This window comes from Delftia acidovorans NBRC 14950 (assembly GCF_001598795.1).
Classification (GTDB): Bacteria; Pseudomonadota; Gammaproteobacteria; order Burkholderiales; family Burkholderiaceae_C; genus Comamonas; species Comamonas acidovorans.
On the sequence record NZ_BCZP01000005.1, the window covers coordinates 167,228 to 189,159 of the forward strand.

Below are 21,932 nucleotides of genomic sequence, written 5' to 3' on the forward strand. Positions count from 1 at the left end.
CGCACAAGGAAACGCCATGAAACCCGAACCCAGATCACGGCCCGGGCAGCCATGGGCGCTGCGGGGACCGGCGCGGGTGGCAGCGGCAGCGGGCGTGGCGGCCCTTGCGCTGCTGGCCACCACGGCCGGCGCCCAGGAAGCCGACACGCCAGAGCGCACCGCCGCCAGCCTCGCGCCCGCCACGCTCAGCGGCACGCTGGCCAAGGTGCGCGCCAGCGGCTCCATTGCGCTGGGCTACCGCCAGGCCTCGGTGCCGTTTTCCTACCTGAACGCGCGCAACGAGCCTATCGGCTACTCCATCGAGCTGTGCAAGGCGCTGGTGACCAGCATCGAGGATGCGGTCAACAGGAGCCTGGCCATCCGCTGGGTGCCCGTCACGGCCGACAACCGCGTGGACGCCGTGGCCAACGGCCAGGTGGACCTGGAATGCGGCTCCACCACCAGCAACCTGGAGCGCCAAAAGCGCGTGGCCTTCTCGCCCATCATGTTCGTGGCCGGCACCAAGGTCATGGTCCGGCAGGACGCGCGGATCCGCTCCTTGCGCGACCTGGCCAGCAAGAAGGTGGCGGTGACGGCCGGCACCACCAATGAAAAAGCCATGCGCGACCTGGACCGGAAATTTCACCTGGGCATGCAGCTGCAGGTGGTGCCCGACCACTCCCAGGGCTTTGCCCAGGTGGCCGGCGGCCAGTCCGACGCCTTCGCCACCGACGACGTTCTGCTGTACGGCCTGATCGCGGAGAACGCCGGCAAGGCGGATGGCAACGGCGGCACGGGCGCGAGCACGGACGCGAGCCCGGGCGCCAGGTTCCAGGTGGTGGGCGACTACCTCTCCTACGACCCCTACGCCATCATGTTCCGCAAGGACGACCCCCAGCTGGCCCAGGTGGTGAGGAGCAGCTTCCAGGCGCTGGCCGAGGACGGCGAGATCGAGCGCCAGTACAGGCGCTGGTTCCTGCGCCGCCTGCCCTCGGGCACCAGCCTGGACCTGCCGATGAGCGCCCAGTTGCAGACCCTCATCGAGACCATGGCCGTCCAACCCCGTTGAGGCGGTTACTGCCTGCACCCATTGCACGCCGGATGGCGCCTCGCCTGGCCTCGCTCTGCGCACGGCATGCAGCACGCGGGTCGCGCCCACTTTGCAACAGCAAATACAAGGAGACAAGAAATGAGTCAGCAACTCGAAGGTGGGCTGAAGCCGCGGCACCTCACCATGCTATCCATTGCGGGGGTGATCGGCGGTGCGCTGTTCGTCGGCTCCGGCAAGGTGATTGCCAGTGCCGGCCCCGCAGCCATCCTGGCGTACATGGGCGGGGGCATCCTGGTGGTGCTGGTCATGCGCATGCTGGGCGAGATGGCCGTGGCGCAGCCTGACAGCGGCTCGTTCTCCACCTACGCAGACCGCGCCATCGGGCGCTGGGCCGGCTTCACGATCGGCTGGCTGTACTGGTGCTTCTGGACACTGCTGATGGGCTGGGAGGCCTATGTGGCCGGGGCCATCCTCAACGCCTGGATGCCGGCCGTTCCCATCTGGGGCTACATGCTGGTGGTGGTCTTCGGCCTGATGGCCGTCAACTTCTTGCCGGTGCACAACTATGGCGAGTTCGAGTTCTGGTTCGCTCTGATCAAGGTCGTGGCCATTGTGCTGTTCATCGCCATCGGAGCGCTGGCCATCGCCAGGCTCTGGCCTGCGGGCGATGTCGCAGGCATGGCGCACCTGACCAGCAAGGGCTTCATGCCCAACGGCCCCGGCGCCGTGGTGGTGGCGCTGCTGGGCGCGATGTTCGCCTTCATCGGGGCCGAGATCGTCACCGTGGCGGCGGCCGAATCCCGGGACCCGGGCAAGGAAATCGTGCGGACCACCCGGTCCGTGGTCTGGCGCATTTCGCTGTTCTACGTGGGCTCCATCTTCATCGTGGTCTGCCTGATTCCGTACGACACCCCGGGCCTGATCCTCTCCACCGAAGGCACCTATGCCGTCGCGCTCAAGCACCTGGGCATTCCCTTCGCCGGCCAGATCGTCAACTTCGTGGTGCTGACTTCCGTGTGCAGTTGCTTCAACTCGGCGCTCTACACCTCCAGCCGCATGCTGTTCTCGCTGGCGCGCCGCGGCGACGCCCCCCGAATGTTCACGACCCTGGGCCGCAGCACCAGCGCGCCCTACATGGCCGTCATCGCCTCCAGCGCCCTGGCCCTGCTGACGGTCGCCCTCACCGCCACCGGCCAGATGGACGTGTTCGATGTGCTCATGGCCGCGACCGGCTCCATCGCGCTGCTGGTGTACCTGTGCATCGCCGTGTCGCAGTTGCACATGCGCCGCAAGCTCGAAGCCAGCGGCACGCCCATCCGCCTGAAGATGTGGTGCTTCCCGGCGCTGACCTACGCCACCATCTTCTTCATCGTCGCCTCCATGGTGGTCATGGTGGCCGAGGGCACCTACCGCAAGGAAGTGCTCTACACCAGCGTGCTGGGCGGTGCATTGGTCGCCCTGGGCATGCTGGCGCAAAAGCTCCACTGGGGCCGCCCGAAACCCGGCCGCGTGGAACAGGAGCAGGCCGTTCAGGAAGGCCTGGGTCCGTTGATCGTCAAACCCGAATAAATGGAGACACAAGCATGAGCACCGATCCATCCGTCCGCATCGAACACGACCTGCTGGGGGACCGCGAGGTTCCCGCCGACGCCTACTACGGCGTGCACACCCTGCGCGCCCGGGAGAACTTCGGCATCACCGGCACGCCCATCTCCATCTACCCCGAACTGATCCGCGCCCTGGCCAGCATCAAGCAGGCGGCGGCCCTGACCAACCATGAGCTGGGCCTGCTGGACCAGCGGCGCTGCGATGCCATCGTGAGCGCCTGCCAGGAGCTGCAGGGCGGGCGGCTGCACGAGCAGTTCGTGGTGGACGTGATCCAGGGCGGTGCAGGCACCTCGACCAACATGAACGCCAACGAGGTCATCGCCAACCGCGCGCTGGAGCTGCTGGGCCACCACAAGGGCGAGTACCGGTACCTGCATCCCAACGAGCAGGTGAACATCGGCCAGAGCACCAACGACGTCTACCCCACCGCGCTCAAGATCGCCACCTGGTTCGGCATCCACGGGCTGATCGACGCCATGGACACGCTGCGCCTGGCCTTCGCGCAAAAGGCCGAGGAGTTCCGGGATGTGCTGAAAATGGGCCGCACCCAGCTGCAGGATGCCGTGCCCATGACGCTGGGCCAGGAATTCAGCACCTATGCCGTGATGATCGAGGAGGACCAGGCGCGGCTGCGCGAGGCCGTGCTGCTGATCTGCGAGATCAACATGGGCGCCACCGCCATAGGCACGGGCATCACCGCCCATCCCGACTACGCGCCCCTGGTGCTCAAGCACCTGCAGGAGATCACCGGCATTGCGCTGCAGACCGCACCCAACCTGATCGAGGCCACCCAGGACTGCGGCTCCTTCGTGCAGCTGTCGGGCGTGCTCAAGCGCGTGGCCGTCAAGCTGTCCAAGACCTGCAACGACCTGCGGCTGCTGTCCAGCGGCCCGCGGGCGGGCCTGGGCGAGATCAACCTGCCGGCCATGCAGGCGGGATCGAGCATCATGCCGGGCAAGGTCAACCCCGTGATCCCCGAGGTGGTGAACCAGATCGCCTTCGAGGTCATCGGCAACGACATCACCGTCAGCTTCGCGGCCGAGGCCGGGCAGCTGCAGCTCAATGCCTTCGAGCCCATCATCGCCCACAGCATCTTCAAAAGCGTGAGCCACCTGCGCAACGGCTGCCTGACGCTGGCCGAGCGCTGCGTGCAGGGCATCACCGCCAACCGCGAACACCTGCGCGCGGCGGTGGAGAACTCCATCGGCATCGTGACCGCGCTCAACCCCTACATCGGCTACGCCAATGCCACTTCCGTGGCCCAGCAGGCCCATGCCAGCGGCGGCAGCGTCTACGACATCGTGCTGGCCCGGGGCCTGCTGAGCAAAACGCAGCTGGACACCATCCTGCGGCCCGAGATCCTCACGCGGCCCACGGCACTGAAACTCGGATGACCGGTCTGCCCTACCTGCACACCGCAGGAAACCCATGCCGCCTGGCCGCCCACACCACGGCCAGCGATGCGCACAGCAGCGCCAGCAGCACGGGCGTGAAGGCGCCCACGCCCATGCGCGCCAGCAGCAGGCCGCCCACGATGCCGCCGCCGGCAATCGCCATGTTCCAGGCCGTGACCAGCATGGACTGCGCCACGTCGGCGGCCTCGCCCGCCGTGTGGGCAATGGCGGTCTGCAGCAGCGTGGCGGCGCCGCCAAAGGCCAGGCCCCAGACGGCCACCGCCGCATACACCAGGGCCGGCGCATCTGCGGCCACGCCCAGCATCAGCGTGGACAGTGCAAACAGCGCAATGCTGGCCAGCGTGAGCGCACGCAGGTGGCGGTCGATCAGCACGCCGGTGATCCAGATGCCCAGCACGGAGGTGGCGCCGAACACCAGCAGCACCAGGTCCGTGCGCGCGGCCATGCCCGCCACCGCCAGGAAGGGCGCGATATAGGTGTAGAGAATGTTGTGCGCCAGCACGAAGGCCAGCACCACGAACAGCACGGGGCGCACGCCCGCCAGGGTGAACACGTGCCGCAGCGGCAGGTGGCGGCCTGCCGCCTGCCCCGCGAAGTCGGGCAGGCGGGCGCGCACCCAGACCATGAGCGCCAGCGCCAGCACGCTCATGAGGCCGAAGCACAGCCGCCAGCCCACCCACTGGCCCAGCACGGTGCCGGCCGGCACACCCAGCGACAGCGCCAGCGGCGTGCCCACCATGGCAATGGCGATGGCGCGGCCCTTGAGATGGCCGGGCACCATGCGTGCCGCGTAGCCGGCCAGCAGCGCCCAAAGCAGCCCGGCCGAGACCCCCGCCAGAAAGCGCGCCACCAGGGTCAGCGCAAAGTGCGTGGACAAGGCCGTGACCGTGTTGGCGACGACAAAGCCCGCGATCGCCGCCAGCAGCAGGGGGCGGCGGCGCATGCCCTGCGTGGCGGCCGTCAGCGGTATGGCGGCCACCAGGGAGCCTATGGCGTAGAGGGTGACGGTCTGGCCCACCCAGGCCTCGGACACGGCCAGGCCCTGGGCCATCTGCGGCAGCAGGCCAGCCGGCAGCGCCTCGGTCAATATGGTGATGAAGGCTGCCATGGCCAACGCCAGCAGGGAGGCAACGGGCAGGCGGTCCTGGCGTGTTCCGGTCATTGCGGCTCTCCCCAAGCCCCGTGGACCTCACAAACCCCGTAGACCGCGTCGCGCAAATCGTTGACGAAGCGCCCCGACATGCCTTCGTACAAGGTATTGGTGAAGGCCACGACGCTGAGCTCCTGCGCCCGGTCCACGAACCAGGAATGCCCGTAGGCTCCGCCCCAGCGCCAGGTGCCCACCGACTCCGGCGATGCCGCCTGCGCCGCATCGCGCAGCACGGAAAAGCCCAGGCCAAAGCCGAAGCCCGGCGCATTGGGCAGGGCCAGCCCGCCGGTCTGGTCCCGCGCCATCTCGGCGACCAGGGCGTCGGGCAGCAGGGTGTTGCCGCCCTGGCGCAGGGCTTCCAGCAGCCGCAGGAAATCGCCTGCAGTCCCCGCCATGCCGGCGCCCCCGGAGGCAAAGGCCTGGGCGTCAAAGATGCGCGAAGGGCTGAAGGCAATGCCGATGCTCCCCTCGAAGGGCGACACGGTCTCGCCCTCGGCCAGCGGATGGGGCTGCGGCACATCGCTGACATAGGCCGTGGCCACGCGCTGCGCGGCCAGCGCATCGGTGACGGCAAAGCCGGTATCGGTCATGCCCAGCGGCCCGGTCACCAGCTCGCGCACGGCCTGGTCCAGCGGCCTGCCGTGCACCTGTTCAATGAGGGCGCCCAGCACATCGGTGGCCAGCGAGTAGCCCCAGGCCGTACCCGGCGCGTACAGCAGCGGCACGCTGGCGATGCGCTCCAGGTTCTCTGCCAGGCCGATGGCCTGGCGGTCCATGCCGTCCGATACGCCAGCGCGCGCATAGGGGCCTTGTGCATCGGCCTCAAAGAAGCGGTAGCCCAGCCCCGCCGTGTGGCTGAGAAGCTGCCGCACGGTGATGCGGGCGGGCCGGCCATCGGCCAGCCGGGGGAGGAACCGTGGCAGCCAGCGCTCCACTCCCTCGTCCAGCGCCAGCAGTCCCCGCGCCACCAGCACCAGCGCGGCAGCCGAGACGATGGGCTTGCTGGCCGAGGCCAGGCGAAACACCGCATCCACGGCCATGGGCAGCCCGCGCTCGCGGTCGGCCCAGCCCGCGGCCTGGCGGTGGACCAGGGCGCCGCCACGCGCCACCAGCACCACGGCGCCGACCAGGCGCTGCGCCTCAAGCGCCTGCCGGACCACGGCATGAATGCGGTCGGACAGGGGCGAGTTCAACGGGGCTGCAGGCAGCGCAGCGGGCGCCGCAGGTGCTGAAGGCGCTGCAGAAAGGGCAATCGTCATGGGAATTCCCGGGATCAAATGAACAGGGTTCCGACGATAGAAAGACCGCGATTAAAGAAAAAGTGGGGTAGATTTCCGGTTTATGCGGAACTGGGCGTCCGCAATGAAGGAGCGGCGTTTGGACAGCCTGAACGGGTTCGTGGTGTTCGTGCAGGTCGCCGAGACCCGCAGTTTCGTGGCGGCCGGCCGGCTGCTGGGAGTCTCGGCATCGGCCATCGGCAAGAGCGTGGCAAGGCTGGAGGACCGGCTGGGCGTGCGCCTGTTCCACCGCAGCACGCGCAGCATCACGCTGACGGCCGAGGGCGCGCTGTTCCTGGAGCGCAGCCGGCGCATCCTGGCCGAGATCGAGGCCGCGCAGCTGGAGCTGTCGCAGGCCAGCACCGTGCCGCGCGGCCGGCTGCGGGTCAGCCTGCCCCTGGTCAGTTCGCTGGTCCTGCCGGTGCTGGGAGAGTTCATGCGCGCCTATCCCGAGATCGAGCTGGACCTGGACTTCACCGACCAGCTGGTCGATGTGATCGAGGAAGGCTTCGACGCCGTGGTGCGCACGGGCGCGCCCGCCGACTCACGCCTGTCCGCGCGCCGGCTGGGCGACTTCCGCTACCTGCTGGTGGCCTCGCCCGACTACCTGGCGCAGCGCGGCACGCCCCGGGTGCCCGAGGATCTGCTGGAGCACAGCTGCCTGCACTACCGCTACCCCCACAGCGGCAAGCTGGAGCCCTGGGTGCTGCGGCGCGCAGCGGGCGCGCCCGAGCTGCAGCTGCCCACCTCCATGATCTGCAACAACATCGAAACCCGGCTGTGCTTTGCGCTGCAGGGCCTGGGCATCGCCTACCTGCCGGAGTTCTCCATCCGCGAGCCGCTGGCCGACGGCCGGCTGCAGCCCGTGCTGGCGGACTGCATGGAGCACACCAATGTCTTCCACGTGCTGTGGCCCGCCAGCAAGCACCCCTCGCCCAAGCTGCGGGCGCTGGTGGACTTCCTGTGCGCGCGGGTGTTTCCGCAGGCGCAACCCGGGCAGGCCCAGGACGCTGCCAGGACCGGCGCGCCCAAGACACCCAAGACACCCCAGACATCCGAGACGCGCAGATAGGCTGCCCGCCGGCTGCTGCCCTGACTTGCTGGCTATCGCGCGGGCCCTTATCTGAGTTAGCATGCTTATAGAGCGACGTATTCACAGAGTCATATCGGTTGCTCTGGCCCACCGGCAGGCAGGACCTGCGTCTCGAGCGCTGTGGCGTGCAGGGGCGCTATATCGGTGGGCCATTGCGGTTGACAGCTGGCGTTGCAGATCTTTTTTCTTGTCTCGCTGCGTTGCATGTCTTCTCGTTCCACCGCTATCCATCGTCCCGCCCTTTCCTCGCGCTCGCACGCAAGAACATCGTTGGCCGTCATTGCAGGCGTCTGCTTGATGGTGCTCGCAGCGGGGCTGTACTGGGCCGCGTTGCTGGCCAGCCACCAGTACATGCAGCGCTACACACGGGATCAGGCATGGCTGCGCGTCTCGCAGATGTCCCAGGCGGTTTCCGCGCAGGCCGGGACCATGCTGTCGGGCCTGAACTATTCCCTGCGGGACCTGGCGCAGGACTACGAGTCGGGTGACTCCGAGGCGTTCGGGCGGGCCGTCGCCAGCGTCCAGGAGGCCTATCCGCCCGGCACCATCGTCCAGGTGGCCGTGGCCGATGCGAACGGCCAGGTGGTGTATTCGAGCCTGGCAGCCTCGGAGCCGCCTGCGCAGGGCGTGTCCATTTTCGACCGCGAACATTTCCAGGCGCATCTGAAGGGCCTGACGCAGGGAACCTTCATCGGCCGTCCGGTGCAGGGACGGGTTTCCGGCCAATGGGGTATCCAGCTGAGCCGCGCCCTGCACCACCGAGGCGCGTTTGCTGGCGTGCTGGTGGTGTCGCTGTCGCCGCAGTACCTGTCGCGGCAGCTGCAGGCCATCTTCGACAGCCCGCGCGACGTGATCTTGCTGCTGCGCGAGGACGGCACCTATCTTGCACGCTCGCAGAACCAGGATCGGGTACTCGGGCGCCAGCTGCCCGCGAAGCGGGTGGCGCTGTTTGCCCCCGACGTCACGCATGGCACCTACGAGGCGCTGGCGAGCACCGACGGCATACAGCGCATGTATGCCTGGAGCCGCGTGAGCGGCTTTCCGATCCTGGTGAGCACGGGGCTGGACCGAGAGGCCGTATTCGGCCCGCTCAACGAGACCATACGGCAGAGCCTGTGGCGCAACGGGATAGGCACGCTGCTGATTTTTCTGGGCGGGATGCTGACGGCCTGGCTGGCGTTCCAGCGCTGGCGGGAGGAGGACCAGCGGGTCCAGTCCGAAGAGCGCTTTCATCTCCTGTCCGAGGAAGTCCCGGGCGGCCTGTTCCAGTACAGCTGGGACCCTGCCGGCCACTACGCCCTGTCGTTTGCCAACCCCGGCTTTTATGCAATGCACTGCATCGATGCGGATACGGCAGGCACTGCCTTGCAGGACCTGGCACAGCGGGTTCATCCGGAAGATATCTCGGCGCTCAGGCAGTCCATCGACGAAGCGATGCGCAGCCAGGGGGACTGGGCCTGCAAGTACCGCGTGCAGTCCGCCGATGGCTCCGTGCGCTGGCTGCAGGGCCATGCACGCCCGCAACGCACTGAAGACGCAACCGTGCTCTGGCATGGCTACATCCTCGATGTCACCCAGGACGAAGGCCTGCGCAAGGCGCTTCACGAGAGCGAGGAGCGTCTGCGGCTGACCATAGGCGCCGTGCGTGACGGACTTTGGCAGTGGGACCGCGAACAGGACCAGGTGCTGTGGGATGCCCGCTGCTACCAGATGCTGGGCATGCCGGATCAGGCACTCGGTTCGTTCACCGTGGCCGGCTTCATGCATCTGCTGCACCCACTGGACCAGCCTCGCGTCCAGGAACGGCTCAGGCGCCACCTCGAACACGGCGACCCATTCCGTGTCGAGATGCGCATAAGGCAGGCCGATGGCTCCTGGCGATGGATCGAATCGCGCGGGGAAGTCACCCTGCGCGATGCCGACAACAAGGCATTGCGCATGCTGGGAATGCACACCGATATCCAGGAACGGGTGGAGCAGACCCACATGGTGAGCGCCCTGCTGGAGCGCGGAAGCGCCCTGGTGCTTGTCGCCAGCCATCGCCGCAGCATCGTCTACGCCAATGCCCGGGCAGCCGAGTGCTTTGGCCTTGCGGCGGGCGCACTGGAGCCGCAGTGTTCATTCCAACAGCTGCATCCGTCCAGCGACAGTTTCGACAGCTTCGCATCGCTGTATGAGCGCCTGAGCCTGAAGGGCACGGTGCGTACCGAGTGGGCACTGAAGGTCAAGGGCGGCCACATGCGCTGGTTCGACATGCAGGGCGCACTGCTGGACCCCGAAGATCCCCAAGGCAATGTGATCTGGACCCTGTTCGACGTAGATGCCCGCCATCAGGCGGAGAGTGCATTGCACGAGGTCCAGCAGCGGCTGGAGGCCATCATCGAGAAATTTCCGTCGGGCATCCTGGTGACCGACGATGCGGGGCAGTGCATCAGGGCAAGCAACGCAATGCTGGTGGACCTGTTCGAGCTGCCGCTGTCCGCCACGGACCTTGTGGGGAAAAGCCTGCAGACCTTGCTGTCCTATTTGCCCCCGGCCATGGCAACGGCCTTGCAGCCTGCGCCGCAACCGGGGGCAGGTGCCCTGTCGCAACGAACGATCTTTGCCCTGTCCAACGGCCGCCATATAGAAACGGAGCTGCTGCCGCTTCGCAGGCAGGAGCGGCTGCTTGGCTACTGCTGGGTATTCCACGACGTGACGGACTACAAGAGGCGCGAAACGCAGCTCGAAGCCCTGGCATTGACCGATGCGCTCACGGGTGCCAGCAACCGGAGGGCCTTCATCACGCGCATGGAGTCGGAGCTGGAGCACCTGCGCCTGGGACTGAGCCATCCGTCGGCACTGATCATGCTGGATATCGACCATTTCAAGCGCGTCAACGACAGCTTCGGCCATGGCGTGGGCGACGAGGTGCTCAGGCATCTGGTGATCGCGGTGTCCAAGGAGCTGCGCCAGGGCGACATGCTGGGCCGCCTGGGCGGCGAGGAATTCGCCGTCTTGCTGACGGACGTGGACGCCCCGACCGCACTGCGGCGCGCGGAGAACCTGCGTGAGGCCGTGGCGGCGCTGGCCGTGTCCGTACAGGGCCAGGACAGCCCGATCCGCTTCACCGTGAGCCTGGGCGTATGCCTCATGGACGAGGGCGAGGCATCGGTCGAGCGCTGCCTGGAGCGGGCCGACGCCGCCATGTATTTCTCCAAGCGCAATGGCCGCAATCGCACCACGTGCTGGACGCCCGATACCCCCGTGATTTCGGACGCCAAGTGAGCGCGATGCCAGTGCCGCGACACGCCCGCACGCCCGGGCAAGGCGATGTGTCAGCTACCCGGCCGCCTCACTCATCGCCGGGCACCCCGTAGCTGGGCGCGGCCGTGGGATCGATGGCGCGCGTCTGGTAGTCCTGCATCTGCGGCGCGTAGGCGGCCCAGAGGCTTTGCAGCGCGCCGATGGGATCGTGCTCGGACCAGTCCACGCGCAGGTCCGCCATGGGCCAGCTGTGCTCGCCCGCCACCTTGAGCGCGGCCGAATGCACGGACCCGGCCTCGCCGCCCGCGGCCATGGCGGCCTGCATGGCGGCCAGCAGGCGCTCGGCCAGCGGCAGCGCCGCGCTGCGCTCGAAGGCCGGCACCATGGCCTCGATGGTGCGTTCGCTGGCCAGCAGGTTGCCCGCCGCCACGCACTGCCGCCCCACGGCGCTGGTGAAGATGCCCAGCGCCTGGCTGCCGCTGAAGACGCCAGTGCGGCCCTGCGCGTCCACCACGGTGACCTGGCGGTACTGGGGCCAGCTGCCGTCGTCCAGCGCCTGGCGCAGCGCGGCCTGGGGGTCGGCGCCCTGCTCCAGCAGGTCCAGCACGCGCGGGCCCAGGGCGGGCAGCGTGATGTTCTGCGTGGACACCACGCCCACGCCCGCGCGCACCCAGGGGCAGCGCGCGCCCACCGCAATGCTGGACGAGCTGATGGCCACGCCCAGCTGCCCGGTGCGCTCGCAGCGCCCCACAATCGAAAAAGTCATGGTTTCTTCCTCCTGCCGATGCGGCTGTACCAGGTGATTGCTGTGGTTGACGTTCAGGCGCTGGCCGGCGGCTGCCAGTCATCGGGGATGACCGCGATCACGTCGATCTCCATCAGCCATTGCGGCTGCCCCAGGGCCGAGATGCACAGCCCCGTGGAGATGGGAAACACGCCCTTGAGCCACTTGCCCACTTCCCGGTAGACGGGCTCGCGGTAGCGCGGGTCGATGATGTAGGTGGTGGTCTTGACGATGTGCGACAGGTCGCTGCCCGCCTCCTCCAGCAGCTGCTTGACGTTCTTCATCGCCTGCTCGGCCTGCTTTTGCGGATCGCCCAGGCCGACCAGATTGCCCTCGAAATCGGTGCCGATCTGGCCGCGCACATAGACGGTGTTGCCAGCGCGCACGGCCTGGCACAGGTCGTTGTCCAGCGACTGGTTGGGATAGGTGTCCTTGGTGTTGAACATGCGGATGCGGGTATGGGTGGGCATGGTCTGGTTCCTGCAGGGGGTGGATGGGAAGGTGTCTCAGAGCGCGCTACCTGCTACCTGCTGCGGGCAGCGGCGTCGTAGTCGCTGTAGCGGCGCTGCTTGGCGATGTGGTCGGCCACGAACTTGGCGTCATGCCACACGCCCCAGATGAAGGACGAGCCACGGCGCGACAGCCAGGGCAGGCCCAGGAAGTAGATGCCGGGCTCATGGCCCACGCCGCGGTGGTGGCGCGGCTTGCCGCCGGGCTCGAAGCTGTCCACCTGCAGCCAGCTGAAATCCACCCTGTAGCCCGTGGCCCAGATGATGGATGTGATGCCTGCGGCAGCCAGGTCGAGTTCGCGCAGCGGATGGGTCATGCACTCCGGATCGGGCAGGCGCCTGCGCGCCTCGGGCTCCTCGGGCAGGTCCAGGCCGTTGCGGCGGATGTAGTCGTCGGCCGCATCCAGCATGGCCAGGTAGTTGGCGTCGCCGTTGGCGATGTTCTCGGCCAGGTCGTCCCTGAAGCGCACCCGGCCATCGGCGAAGGACTCGGTCAGCCCCACCAGGGTGATGCCCTGGTGGCCCAGCGCGCGAAAGTCCACGGTGTGGCCGCCGCGCGCGCCGCTGACGGCAATGGTCACATGCTCGCGGCCGGGCTTGGCAATGGCCGCATCCCATTCGCCCAGCACGCCCAGCCACCAGCAGAAATCACGGCCGCGATAGGCGCGCGGCGGCCGGTCATGGGCGCCTACCGAGAGAAACACCTTGCGGCCCGCGCGCTGCAGTTCATCGGCAATCTGCACGCCCGAGGAGCCTGCCCCCACCACCAGCACGGCGCCTTCGGGCAGCTGCGCGGGGCGGTGGTAGTGCGCGGAATGGATCTGCAGCAGGCGGCCATCGGCGGGCGCAGCCGGCGCTATCGGCGGGATCACCGGCACCTGGAACGGCCCCGTGGCCGCGATCACGTTGCGGGCCTCGATCACGCCCTCGGACGTTTCCACCGTGAAGCCCGGCCGGCCCTGGTTGCGCGTGACCCGCCTGACCTCCACGCCGGTGCGCACGGGCGCCTTGATCTGGCGGACATAGTCCTCGAAGTAGTCGGCCACCTCGTCCTTGCCGGGAAAGCCGTCGCGGTCGCCCTTGAACTGCAGGCCCGGAAAGCGGTCATGCCAGGCCGGCCCGTTGGCCACCAGCGAGTCCCAGCGCCCCGTGCGCCAGGCCTGGGCGATGCGCTGGCGCTCCAGCACCAGGTGCTCTACGCCGAGCTGGCTCAGGTGTTCGCTGGCCGCGATGCCGGCCTGCCCGGCGCCGACCACGAGCGTGTTGATGGTTTGGATTTCAGCTGTCATGGTGTGGGTCTCTCAGGAAAAAAAGGCGCAGGCCGTCCCGCATCGGCGCAGTGCCGACTGCCTTGGTGTGGTCCGCAATAAAAAAGGAAAGAAGGTGAAGGCCGCCCGTGCGGCGCTACAGGTACAGGTGCTTCACCACGTCGTTGGCCAGCAGCTCGCTGGCCGTGCCCGAGGCCACCAGCTGGCCCTTGAGCAGCAGATAGCCGGTGTGGGCGATGGACAGCGCCGCCTCGGCGTTCTGCTCGATGAGCAGCACGGTGATGCCTTGGCTGTGGATGCGCTGCACCGTCTCGAAGTACTCCTCGATGAGCTTGGGCGACAGCCCCAGCGTGGGCTCGTCCATCACCACCAGGCGCGGCTCGCCCATGAGCACGCGGCCCAGCGCCACCATGGCCTGCTCGCCGCCGGACAGGGTTCCGGCCGCCTGCGACAGGCGCTCGCCCACCCGGGGGAACAGGGCCACCACGCGCTCCAGCGCCTGGGCAAAGCCCTGCTGCGGACGCAGCGCGTCGTGGCCGATCTTCAGGTTTTCCTGCACGGTCAGCTCGGCAAACAGGCGCCGCCCTTCGGGCACGAAGCCCACGCCCAGGCCGGCCAGGTCCTCGGTGCGCATGCGCGCCAGCGGCTGGCCCATGACGCGGATGGCGCCGTGGTGCACGGGCAGCAGGCCCGCAATCGCCTTGAAGGTGGTGGTCTTGCCCGCGCCGTTGGGGCCCAGCAGGCAGACGATGCTGTGCTCGGGCACCTGCAGCGAGACCTGGTTGAGCATGTTCACCACGCCATAGCGTGTGCTGATGGAGTCCAGTTCAAGCATGGCTGGCCTTTCTGCCCAGATAGGCTTCCTGCACGCGCGGCAGCCGGCGCACCGCCTCGAAGCTGTCGTCGCCGATCTTGCGTCCGTAGTCCAGCACCATCACGCGGTGCGGCAAGGTGGCGATGAGCCGCATGTCGTGCTCGATGATGATGAAGCCCAGCGCCGGATTGCCTTCGCGCAGGCGCTGGATGTCGGCGATCAGCGCATCGGTGTCGCGGTCGTCCATGCCGCTGGAGGGCTCGTCCAGCAGCACGATGCGGGGCTCGGCGGCCAGGGCGCGCGCAATCTCCAAGCGGCGGCGGTCGGCCTGCGGCAGGCTGCTGGCCAGCACGTTGCGGCGCTGGTGCAGGTCGCTGGACACGCTTTGCAGCAGCGCGCAGGCGCGCTCGGCGCAGCGCTTCATCTCGGCGCGCGAGACGGCCGGGCGCAGCAGCGCGGTGAGCACGCCGCAGCGGGTGCGCGCGTGCATGCCGATGATCACGTTGTCCAGCACGCTCAGCGAGCCGAACAGCCGGCTGGTCTGGAAGGTGCGCGCAATGCCGGCGCCCGCGATGTCGTGCGCGGCCATGCCCTTGAGCGAGCGGCCTTGCAGCAGCACCTCGCCCTCGGTGGGCTGGTAGATGCCGGTCAGCAGGTTCAGCAAGGTGGACTTGCCCGCGCCGTTGGGCCCGATGATGCCCAGCACCTCGCCCGCCGCCAGGTGGATGTCCACGCCCTGCACCGCCGTCAGGCCGCCAAAGCGCATGGTCAGGCCACGCCCCTCCAGGACCAGCGGACCTGCGGGCGCGGCATGGTGGGTGGGATGGGAATCAATGCTCATGGTTGCGCACCCGTTGGGGGAAGATGCCGCGCGGGCGGATGATGAGGAAGGCGATCACCACCAGGCCGTAGAACAGGATGCGGTAGTCGGAAAACGCCCGCAGCTTCTCCGGCAGCATGGTCAGCAGGAAGGCGCCGACGATCACGCCCAGCGTGTTGTCCATGCCGCCTGCGATCACCAGCGTCATGATGGTCACCGACACCAGGAAGGTGAAGTTGTCCGGCGAGATGAAGCTCACATAGAACGCATACACCGTGCCCGCGAAGCCCGCCAGGAAGGCGTCCACCGCAAAGGCCTTGACCTTGAACCAGGTGACGTTGATGCCGCAGGCGCGCGCGGCGATCTCGTCGTCGCGCAGGGCATTCCAGGCCAGTCCCACGCGCGAGCTGTGCAGGCGCTGCGCCGAGACGATGGCCAGCCCCAGCAGGGCGACGGCCACGTAGTAGAAGTTGGCCTGGCCCGGCAGGCTGTGGCCCCACAGCGTGATGGGGTCGTTGAACGAATGCCCGAACAATGTGGGCGAAGGAATGCCCACCAGGCCGTTGGCGCCGCCCGTCCACTCCAGGTTCATCAGCAGCTGGTGCACGACGATGCCGAAGGCGATCGTCACCAGCGCCTGGTAGCTGTCGCGGGTGCGCATGGACGGCAGGCCCAGCAAAAAGCCGAAGACCGTGGCCACGGCGGCGGCCACCAGCAGGCAGATCCAGAAGCTCACGCCGAAGTGGATGGCCAGCAGGGCCGACGCATAGGCGCCGATGCCGTAGGACGCGCCGGTGGCGAAGTTCGGTATGTTGGCGCTGCCCAGCTGGAAGTTCAGCGCCAGCGCCAGCACCGCGTACAGGCAGGCGATGATCATCAGGTGCATGGCGTAGCTGTCACCGCCCAGCACCCACGGAAACACCAGGGCCAGCACCACGCCCGTGCCCACCGCCAGCGGCCTGCACTGGCCGAAGGCGGCCACGATGCGGTCTTCCACCAGCGGGCGCTTTTGCACCGCGACCAGGGCCACGGCAAAGCAGGCCAGCAACGCCAGCACCGTGATCCAGCTTTCGGCCAGCAGGAACTGGCGCAGCAGCACGGCGCCCGCCAGGGCCACGCCCAGCACGATGGCGGCAGAGCCCGCACTCCGTGGTGCCGCCTGCGGCGGCGCCTGTATCGTCGTTGTCTGCATCACACCTTCTCCATTTTCTGAACGCCGAACAGGCCGGCGGGGCGAAAGATCAGCACCAGGATCACCAGCGCGAACACGAACACCAGGCGGTACGAGGTGCCATTGGGCACATAGCCCTGCACGATGGTCTCGATGGCCGCAATCAGCAGGCTGCCGACAATGGCGCCCCCGAGCCGCCCCAGGCCGCCGACCACCGCGGCGGAAAAGCCGATCAGCCCCGCCTGCACGCCGAAGTCAAAGCGCACCACGCCCGCATAGCTGGCCAGGAAGATGCCGCCCACCGCGCCGGTGGCCGAGGCAATGAAGAAGGTGTTGCGAAACACCGGCCCCGGCGCAATGGAGAACAGCCGCGCGGTTTCGCGGTCCTGCGACACGGCGCGTATGCGCATGCCCATGGGCGTGTGGTGCAGCACATAGAGCAGCACGCCCACCAGCGCCACCGCCACCAGCACCGAGACCACGCTGATCAGGGGCAGCGGCCCGAACGGGGTGGGAACGGCCCCCTGCGCAATCGCCGGGAACGCGTGCGGATTGCTGCCCTGCGGGTACAGGTGGCGGATCAGCTCGCGGATCACGATGCCCAGAGCCACCGTGGCCACCAGCGGCATCATGGCCGGCGCATTGCGAAAGCGGCTGATCACCAGCCGGTCCAGGGCAACGCCCAGCCCTCCCACCGCCGCAATGGCCACCAGGCAGGCCAGGCCCAGCACCAGCCAGGTGGCCGAGCCGCCCAGCGCGGCGGCCAGGGCCTGCACGGCCGCCAGGGCGATGAAGGGGGCGACCATGGCCACGTCGCCATGGGAAAAGTGAATCACCTGCAGCACGCCAAACAACAGGCTGAAACCCAGGGCAAGCAGGCTGTAGATGCAGCCCAGGGTCAGCCAGTTGATGAGTTGCTGGAACAGCGCGTCATGCATCGATAGGGTTCCTCTTGTGTCGGGTTCGGCCGGGTTGGCGGGGCTTCGCTTGTCTCCATGTCACGCAACCATTGAAGCAAGAAACCGCGCAAAACCTGCGTCGCTTTTGCCGAGGCGCTGCTTCGGAAAACGCGATCCAGTCCCGGGCAGGTGCGGCGATACATTGATCCGGCGGCGTTGCCAGACAGCGCCGGCCAGCCCGCCACGCACCGTGGCGCCCCGCCGCCCCGGCCTCCCCGGGCCGCCATGGCTGCCCCTCGTCTTCACCTGAACAGGACCGACCGACCATGCAAGCCTTCACGACAACCACCGCCCTCCTGCCATCGCGCCGGCGCCTTGCCGCATCCGCCCTGGCGCTGGCCGCCGCCACGCTGGCCTGCGGCGCGGCCTGGTCCCAGTCCACCGTGAAGCTGGGCTTCATCGGCCCCGTCAGCGGCGGCAACGCACAGCAGGGCCTGGGCGCGAAGAACGGCTTCCTGCTGGCCATCGACCAGTGGAATGCCACGGCCGGCGTGCCGTTCAAGGTGGAGGGCGTGGTGCTGGACGATGCCTCCGACCCGCAAACCGGCGTGTCCGCCGCGCTCAAGCTGGTCAACGACCGCGACGTGGCGGGCGCCATCGGCCACTGGAACAGCCCCGTGGCCCTGGCCACGCTGCCGGTGTTCAACCGCGTGCAGATGCCCTTCATCGTCTGGGGCGCCATCGGCCCCAAGATCACCGACCAGAACTTCGCCAACACCACGCGCGTGACGCCCACCCTGGTCAACGAGAACAAGCCCCTGGCCGCCTGGGCCGCCACGGGCCTGGGCGCAAGAAAGATCGCCATCATTGCCGACACCAGCGACTACGGGCGCGCCAACCTGGCCTCGTTCGGCAGCTTCTACAAGGCAGAAAAAGGCAGCGTGGTGGCCGAGGAAAGCTACCCCGTGGGCACCACGGATTTCCGCTCCATCCTCACCAAGATCAAGAGCCTGAACCCCGACGCGGTCTACTTCGGCGGCGTGATCACCGAGGCCGGCATCGTGCGCAAGCAGATGGCCGAGCTGGGCATGAAGCAGCCCATGCTGGGCATCAGCGGCATCTTCGACCCGCAGCTCATCCAGATCGCCGGCCCGGCCGCGGACGGCACCATCGTCGGCACGCCCAAATCGCAGACCAACCCCCGGCTGGACGCCATGAGCCGCGCCTATGCCGCCAAGGGCTATGCCGACTCCGAGAGCCCGTACACCAAGTACGCCTACGACGCCACCGGCATCCTTTTGCAATCGCTCAAGACGGCAGGCACCAAGGACCGGCAGGCCGTGGCCAAGGCCATCCGCGCCATACGCTACGACGGCGTGACCGGCACCGTGACCTTCGACGCCAACGGCCAGACGCAGGTGCCCGTGGAGCTGCAGCTGCACGAGGTCAAAGACGGCAAGTGGGCCAGCCGCTGATGATCAGGACAGGCAGCCAGTACCGCGACTCCATCCGCGATGGCCGGCGGGTCTGGATGAACGGCGAGCGCGTCAAGGACGTGACCACTCACCCCATGTTCAAGCCGCTGGTGGACATCCGCGCGCGCATGTACGACCTGCAGCACGAGGCCGCGCTGCGCGACGCGCTCACCTACGACGAAGGCGACGGCGAGCGCCACCCCATCGCCCACAAGCTGCCGCTGACACGCCAGGACTGGTGGGACAAGCGCCGCGCCACCGACCTGCTGCTGGAGGACATGGGCGGCGTGGTCATGCGCGTGGGCGACGAGAGCGTGGGCGAGATGTGGTCGCTGTTCGACGGCCAGGACGTGCTCAACGAGCTGGACCCGCGCTTTTCCGCCAACATCCGCACCCACATCCGCCGCGTGGTGCAGGGCGACCTCTTCCACGTATCGGCCAACACCGACCCCAAGGGCGACCGTTCGCGCCTGCCGCAGGACCAGGACCCCGACGTGCTGCTGCATGTGGTCAAGGAGACCGATGCAGGCGTCATCGTGCGCGGCGCCAAGTACGAGACCGCCGCCGCCTATGCCAACCAGGCCTTCACCAAGCCGGGGCTGGCGCACTGGGGCGACGCTGCGCAGTCCGAATACGCCATAGGCTTCATCTGCGACCTGGGCGCGCCCGGCCTGCGCTTCATCTGCCGCCCGGGCCTGGCCGCCCGCGCATCGGCCCAGGACCATCCGTTGAGCCATCGCTTCGACGAAGTGGACGCCATCGTGGTCTTCGACGACGTGCTGGTTCCCTGGGAGAACGTGCTGTTCTACCGCCACACCCGCGCCGCCCATTTCCTGCGCGACACCCTGCACCGCTACTCGGCCTTCACCTTCCTGCAGCGCAGCCTCAAGCTGGCCGACATGCTGATAGGCACGGCCCTGCACAACGCGCGCCAGACCGGCGTGGAGAAGCTGCAGGCCGTGCAGGACAGGCTGGCCGGCCTGGCCTGCTACCGCGAAGGCATCAACGCCCACCTCACGGCCGCCATCGCGCTGGCCGAGCGCAGCCCGGCCGGGCTGATGATGCCCAACCAGTCGCTGCTGTTCACGGGACGGTCTCTGGCCACCAGCCAGCTGCACCACATGATGAACACCGTGCGCGAGCTGTGCGGCGGCCAGGTCTGCCTGACGCCGGACCACGCCAGCTTCGAGAACGAGGAAACCGGCCCCTGGCTGCGCAAGTTCTATACGCTCGGGCCGCAATCGCAGGCCGACGACCGCCGCAGGCTGCTGGCCTATGCGCGCGACCTGCTCGACTCGGACCACGCCGGCCACCGGCTCAGCTTCCAGCTGTTTGCGCAATGCCCGCCCTACGCCCAGACGGCGGCCGTGTACCGGCATTTCAACTGGGATGCGCCGCTGGACTTCGTGGGCAAGTCCGCCGGCCTGACGGACCGCGTGAAGGCCACGCAGGCGCCGGCCCAGGGCGACGGTGCGGTGGCGCAATGGTTTCGCAATCACAACGCCAGCGACTGAAGGCTGCCGGTGCCCGACCGCCGCACAATGCAGGCGCCTTGCGGGAAGGGCCTCTTGCAGCGCGGTCCGCCGCTTGGTCAACTACGCGGCGGACCACCCTGGCCGCCCTCCCCCTCTCCACCTCTTGCACACCGTGCTGACACGACTGACCTTCAGACAATTGGAATACTGCGTGGCGGCGGGCGAATTCGGCAGCATTGCCGAGGCCGCCAACCGCATCCACGTCTCGCCCTCGTCCATCTCATCGGCCATCACCCAGGTGGAGGCGGAGCTGCAGGTGCCGCTGTTCGTGCGCCACCATGCGCAAGGCCTGTCCGTCACGCCCGCAGGCGCCGAGGTCCTGCGGGAGATCCGCGGCCTGCTCGACCAGGCCATGGCCTTGTACGACGTGGCCAGCAGCGCGCAAAGCCAGGTGCGCGGCCCCGTGCGCGTGGGCTGCTTCACCACGCTGGCGGCCATGGTCGCCCCCGAGCTGTGCCAGGGATTCGCGCGCGCCCACCCCAAGGCCACGGTCACCCAGATCGAGGACCACCAGGAAGGCCTGATCCACAAGCTGCGCACCGCGCAGATCGATGTCGCCATCACCTACGACCTGCTGGTGGCCGAATCGGACATCTGCTTCGAGCCCCTGGCCCAGCTGCCGCCCATGGTCATCGTCAGCGAACTCAATCCGCTGGCCAACCACCGCTCCACCACGCTGGAGGCGCTGGCCCAGCTGCCCATGGTCCTGCTGGACCTGCCCCTGAGCCGTGAATACTTCATGTCGCTGTTCCGCGAAGCCGGCGTCTCGCCCCTGATCGCGGCCCGCAGCGCCAGCCCCGATGTGGTGCGCTCCCTGGTCGCCAACGACGTGGGCTACTCCCTGGTCAACGTGCGCCCGCGCAACTCCCACGCGCTGGACGGCAAGAAGATCGTCAACCTGCACCTGAACGGCAACCACCGCCCCATGAAACTGGGCCTGGCCTGGGCCCGCGAACAAAAGCCCCGCCACGTGGTGGAAGCCTTCATGCACCGCTGCCGCAGCTTCATCTCCAATGAATACATTCCGGGGATGACGGCGCCTGGGCGCGGGGAGGCGAACTGAGCGGCGCGCAGACCGAATCAGGGAGCCCGTCAGGCCGTGCTCTTGCGCACCTCGTAATGCAGCACCGCCATGCCCTCGCCAATCTGCCGAACCGACAGCAGGCGCAGCACCGGATGCAGCACCCGGCGCGGGAACAGCGGCTTGCCCCGGCCCAGCGTGGCCGAGCCCACGCACAGGATCATCTCGTCCAGCAGGCCCGCGTCATAAAACTGGCCTGCCAGGTCCCCGCCTCCCATGATCCAGAGATTGCGCCCGCCTGCCGCCGCCTGCATCTGCGCATGCACGGCACGCACATCACCACTGACAAACCGGATATCGGCACCCGGGATAGCAGGCAGCGTGCGGCTGGAAAACACCCAGGCAGGCTGCGTATAGGGCCACGCCGCCCCGGTCTCCCTGGCCACCGTATCCGCGTGGCGCAGCATCCATTCGTAGGTGGCGGACCCCATGGCCAGCGCGCCCACGCCGGCAATGAACTCCGGGTAGCCCGTGGCCTGCATGTCGCCCAGCGGGAACAGCCAGTCCAGGGAATCGTCCTCCGTGGCCAGGAATCCGTCGAGTGAGGTGGCGGCGAAGTATTGGGTCTTCATGGGGGAGATGGTAGCCAGGCAGGCGGGGCAAGGCCATCCGCCCGGATGTTGTGCAGGCCGGGCCCTGACCTCATCGTCAAATTTCTTTTGAAACCGCCTTCAGTCCTGCGGGTCTTTTTCAATTGAAACACCCAGGTCAACATCGCTCCATGCCCAGACGACTTGCGAACCGGACTTCCGCCACC

18 protein-coding genes are annotated in these 21,932 nt (G+C 68.0%); 8 read left to right on the forward strand and 10 right to left on the reverse strand.

The window, feature by feature from the left end:
* Positions 1–16: 16 nt before the first annotated feature.
* The 3 genes from DA1_RS08335 (at position 17) to aspA (ending at position 4,032) form a co-directional block, all read left to right on the forward strand.
* Positions 17–1,048, forward strand: coding sequence for an amino acid ABC transporter substrate-binding protein (locus DA1_RS08335; protein WP_155294201.1), 1,032 nt, complete (start codon positions 17–19; stop codon positions 1,046–1,048).
* A gap of 120 nt (positions 1,049–1,168) precedes the next feature.
* Positions 1,169–2,599: an amino acid permease gene (locus DA1_RS08340; protein ID WP_034392236.1), complete on the forward strand. Its 1,431-nt coding sequence runs from the start codon at positions 1,169–1,171 to the stop codon at positions 2,597–2,599.
* 14 nt (positions 2,600–2,613) lie between these two features.
* Complete coding sequence (gene aspA, locus DA1_RS08345) at positions 2,614–4,032, forward strand: aspartate ammonia-lyase (protein ID WP_034392234.1); 1,419 nt, start codon at positions 2,614–2,616, stop codon at positions 4,030–4,032.
* A 10-nt stretch (positions 4,033–4,042) separates the two neighbouring features.
* On the opposite strand, the gene DA1_RS08350 is transcribed toward aspA, so the two are convergent.
* Positions 4,043–5,215, reverse strand: a complete 1,173-nt coding sequence (locus tag DA1_RS08350; RefSeq protein ID WP_034392231.1) for an MFS transporter — start codon at positions 5,213–5,215, stop codon at positions 4,043–4,045.
* Positions 5,212–6,462, reverse strand: coding sequence for a serine hydrolase domain-containing protein (locus tag DA1_RS08355; protein WP_034392229.1), 1,251 nt, complete (start codon positions 6,460–6,462; stop codon positions 5,212–5,214). Before DA1_RS08355 ends, DA1_RS08350 begins: the two co-directional genes overlap by 4 nt.
* Positions 6,463–6,580: 118 nt before the next feature.
* Between DA1_RS08355 and DA1_RS08360 the strand changes: the two genes are divergently transcribed.
* On the forward strand, positions 6,581–7,552 hold the full coding sequence (locus tag DA1_RS08360; RefSeq protein WP_034398365.1) for a LysR family transcriptional regulator: 972 nt from the start codon (positions 6,581–6,583) through the stop codon (positions 7,550–7,552).
* A gap of 318 nt (positions 7,553–7,870) precedes the next feature.
* Positions 7,871–10,840 (forward strand): diguanylate cyclase, encoded by a 2,970-nt coding sequence (locus DA1_RS08365; RefSeq protein ID WP_080736997.1) that lies wholly within the window; start codon positions 7,871–7,873, stop codon positions 10,838–10,840.
* Between the two features lie 67 nt (positions 10,841–10,907).
* Here DA1_RS08365 and DA1_RS08370 read toward each other — a convergent pair whose 3' ends face one another.
* The 7 genes from DA1_RS08370 to DA1_RS08400 all read right to left on the reverse strand — a co-directional run bounded on the left by DA1_RS08370 (position 10,908) and on the right by DA1_RS08400 (position 17,123).
* On the reverse strand, positions 10,908–11,585 hold the full coding sequence (locus tag DA1_RS08370) for a DUF1028 domain-containing protein (RefSeq protein WP_034392226.1): 678 nt from the start codon (positions 11,583–11,585) through the stop codon (positions 10,908–10,910).
* A 53-nt stretch (positions 11,586–11,638) separates the two neighbouring features.
* The gene (locus DA1_RS08375) at positions 11,639–12,073 is read right to left on the reverse strand and encodes a RidA family protein (RefSeq protein WP_012204875.1); all 435 of its coding nucleotides are present in this window, start codon (positions 12,071–12,073) and stop codon (positions 11,639–11,641) included.
* A 53-nt stretch (positions 12,074–12,126) separates the two neighbouring features.
* Positions 12,127–13,401 carry a flavin-containing monooxygenase gene (locus DA1_RS08380; protein WP_034392223.1) on the reverse strand — a complete coding sequence of 425 codons (1,275 nt, stop codon included), beginning with the start codon at positions 13,399–13,401 and terminating at the stop codon, positions 12,127–12,129.
* Positions 13,402–13,516: 115 nt separating this feature from the next.
* Positions 13,517–14,215, reverse strand: coding sequence for an ABC transporter ATP-binding protein (locus tag DA1_RS08385; protein WP_016448200.1), 699 nt, complete (start codon positions 14,213–14,215; stop codon positions 13,517–13,519).
* On the reverse strand, positions 14,208–15,035 hold the full coding sequence (locus DA1_RS08390) for an ABC transporter ATP-binding protein (protein WP_016448201.1): 828 nt from the start codon (positions 15,033–15,035) through the stop codon (positions 14,208–14,210). The genes DA1_RS08385 and DA1_RS08390 overlap by 8 nt, the downstream gene beginning before the upstream one ends.
* Positions 15,025–16,206 (reverse strand): branched-chain amino acid ABC transporter permease, encoded by a 1,182-nt coding sequence (locus DA1_RS08395; RefSeq protein ID WP_026062742.1) that lies wholly within the window; start codon positions 16,204–16,206, stop codon positions 15,025–15,027. The genes DA1_RS08390 and DA1_RS08395 overlap by 11 nt, the downstream gene beginning before the upstream one ends.
* Positions 16,206–17,123 carry a branched-chain amino acid ABC transporter permease gene (locus DA1_RS08400; RefSeq protein WP_013802992.1) on the reverse strand — a complete coding sequence of 306 codons (918 nt, stop codon included), beginning with the start codon at positions 17,121–17,123 and terminating at the stop codon, positions 16,206–16,208. Before DA1_RS08400 ends, DA1_RS08395 begins: the two co-directional genes overlap by 1 nt.
* Before the next feature lie 287 nt (positions 17,124–17,410).
* On the opposite strand from DA1_RS08400, the gene DA1_RS08405 reads away from it, so the two are divergent.
* From DA1_RS08405 to DA1_RS08415, 3 genes are all read left to right on the forward strand, one after another.
* The gene (locus tag DA1_RS08405) at positions 17,411–18,559 is read left to right on the forward strand and encodes a branched-chain amino acid ABC transporter substrate-binding protein (protein WP_034392220.1); all 1,149 of its coding nucleotides are present in this window, start codon (positions 17,411–17,413) and stop codon (positions 18,557–18,559) included.
* Positions 18,559–20,073, forward strand: coding sequence for a 4-hydroxyphenylacetate 3-hydroxylase family protein (locus DA1_RS08410; protein WP_034398361.1), 1,515 nt, complete (start codon positions 18,559–18,561; stop codon positions 20,071–20,073). The genes DA1_RS08405 and DA1_RS08410 overlap by 1 nt, the downstream gene beginning before the upstream one ends.
* Positions 20,074–20,206: 133 nt before the next feature.
* Positions 20,207–21,157, forward strand: coding sequence for a LysR family transcriptional regulator (locus DA1_RS08415; RefSeq protein WP_034398359.1), 951 nt, complete (start codon positions 20,207–20,209; stop codon positions 21,155–21,157).
* 29 nt (positions 21,158–21,186) lie between these two features.
* On the opposite strand, the gene DA1_RS08420 is transcribed toward DA1_RS08415, so the two are convergent.
* Positions 21,187–21,747 (reverse strand): dihydrofolate reductase family protein, encoded by a 561-nt coding sequence (locus DA1_RS08420; RefSeq protein WP_034392217.1) that lies wholly within the window; start codon positions 21,745–21,747, stop codon positions 21,187–21,189.
* Positions 21,748–21,932: the final 185 nt, after the last annotated feature.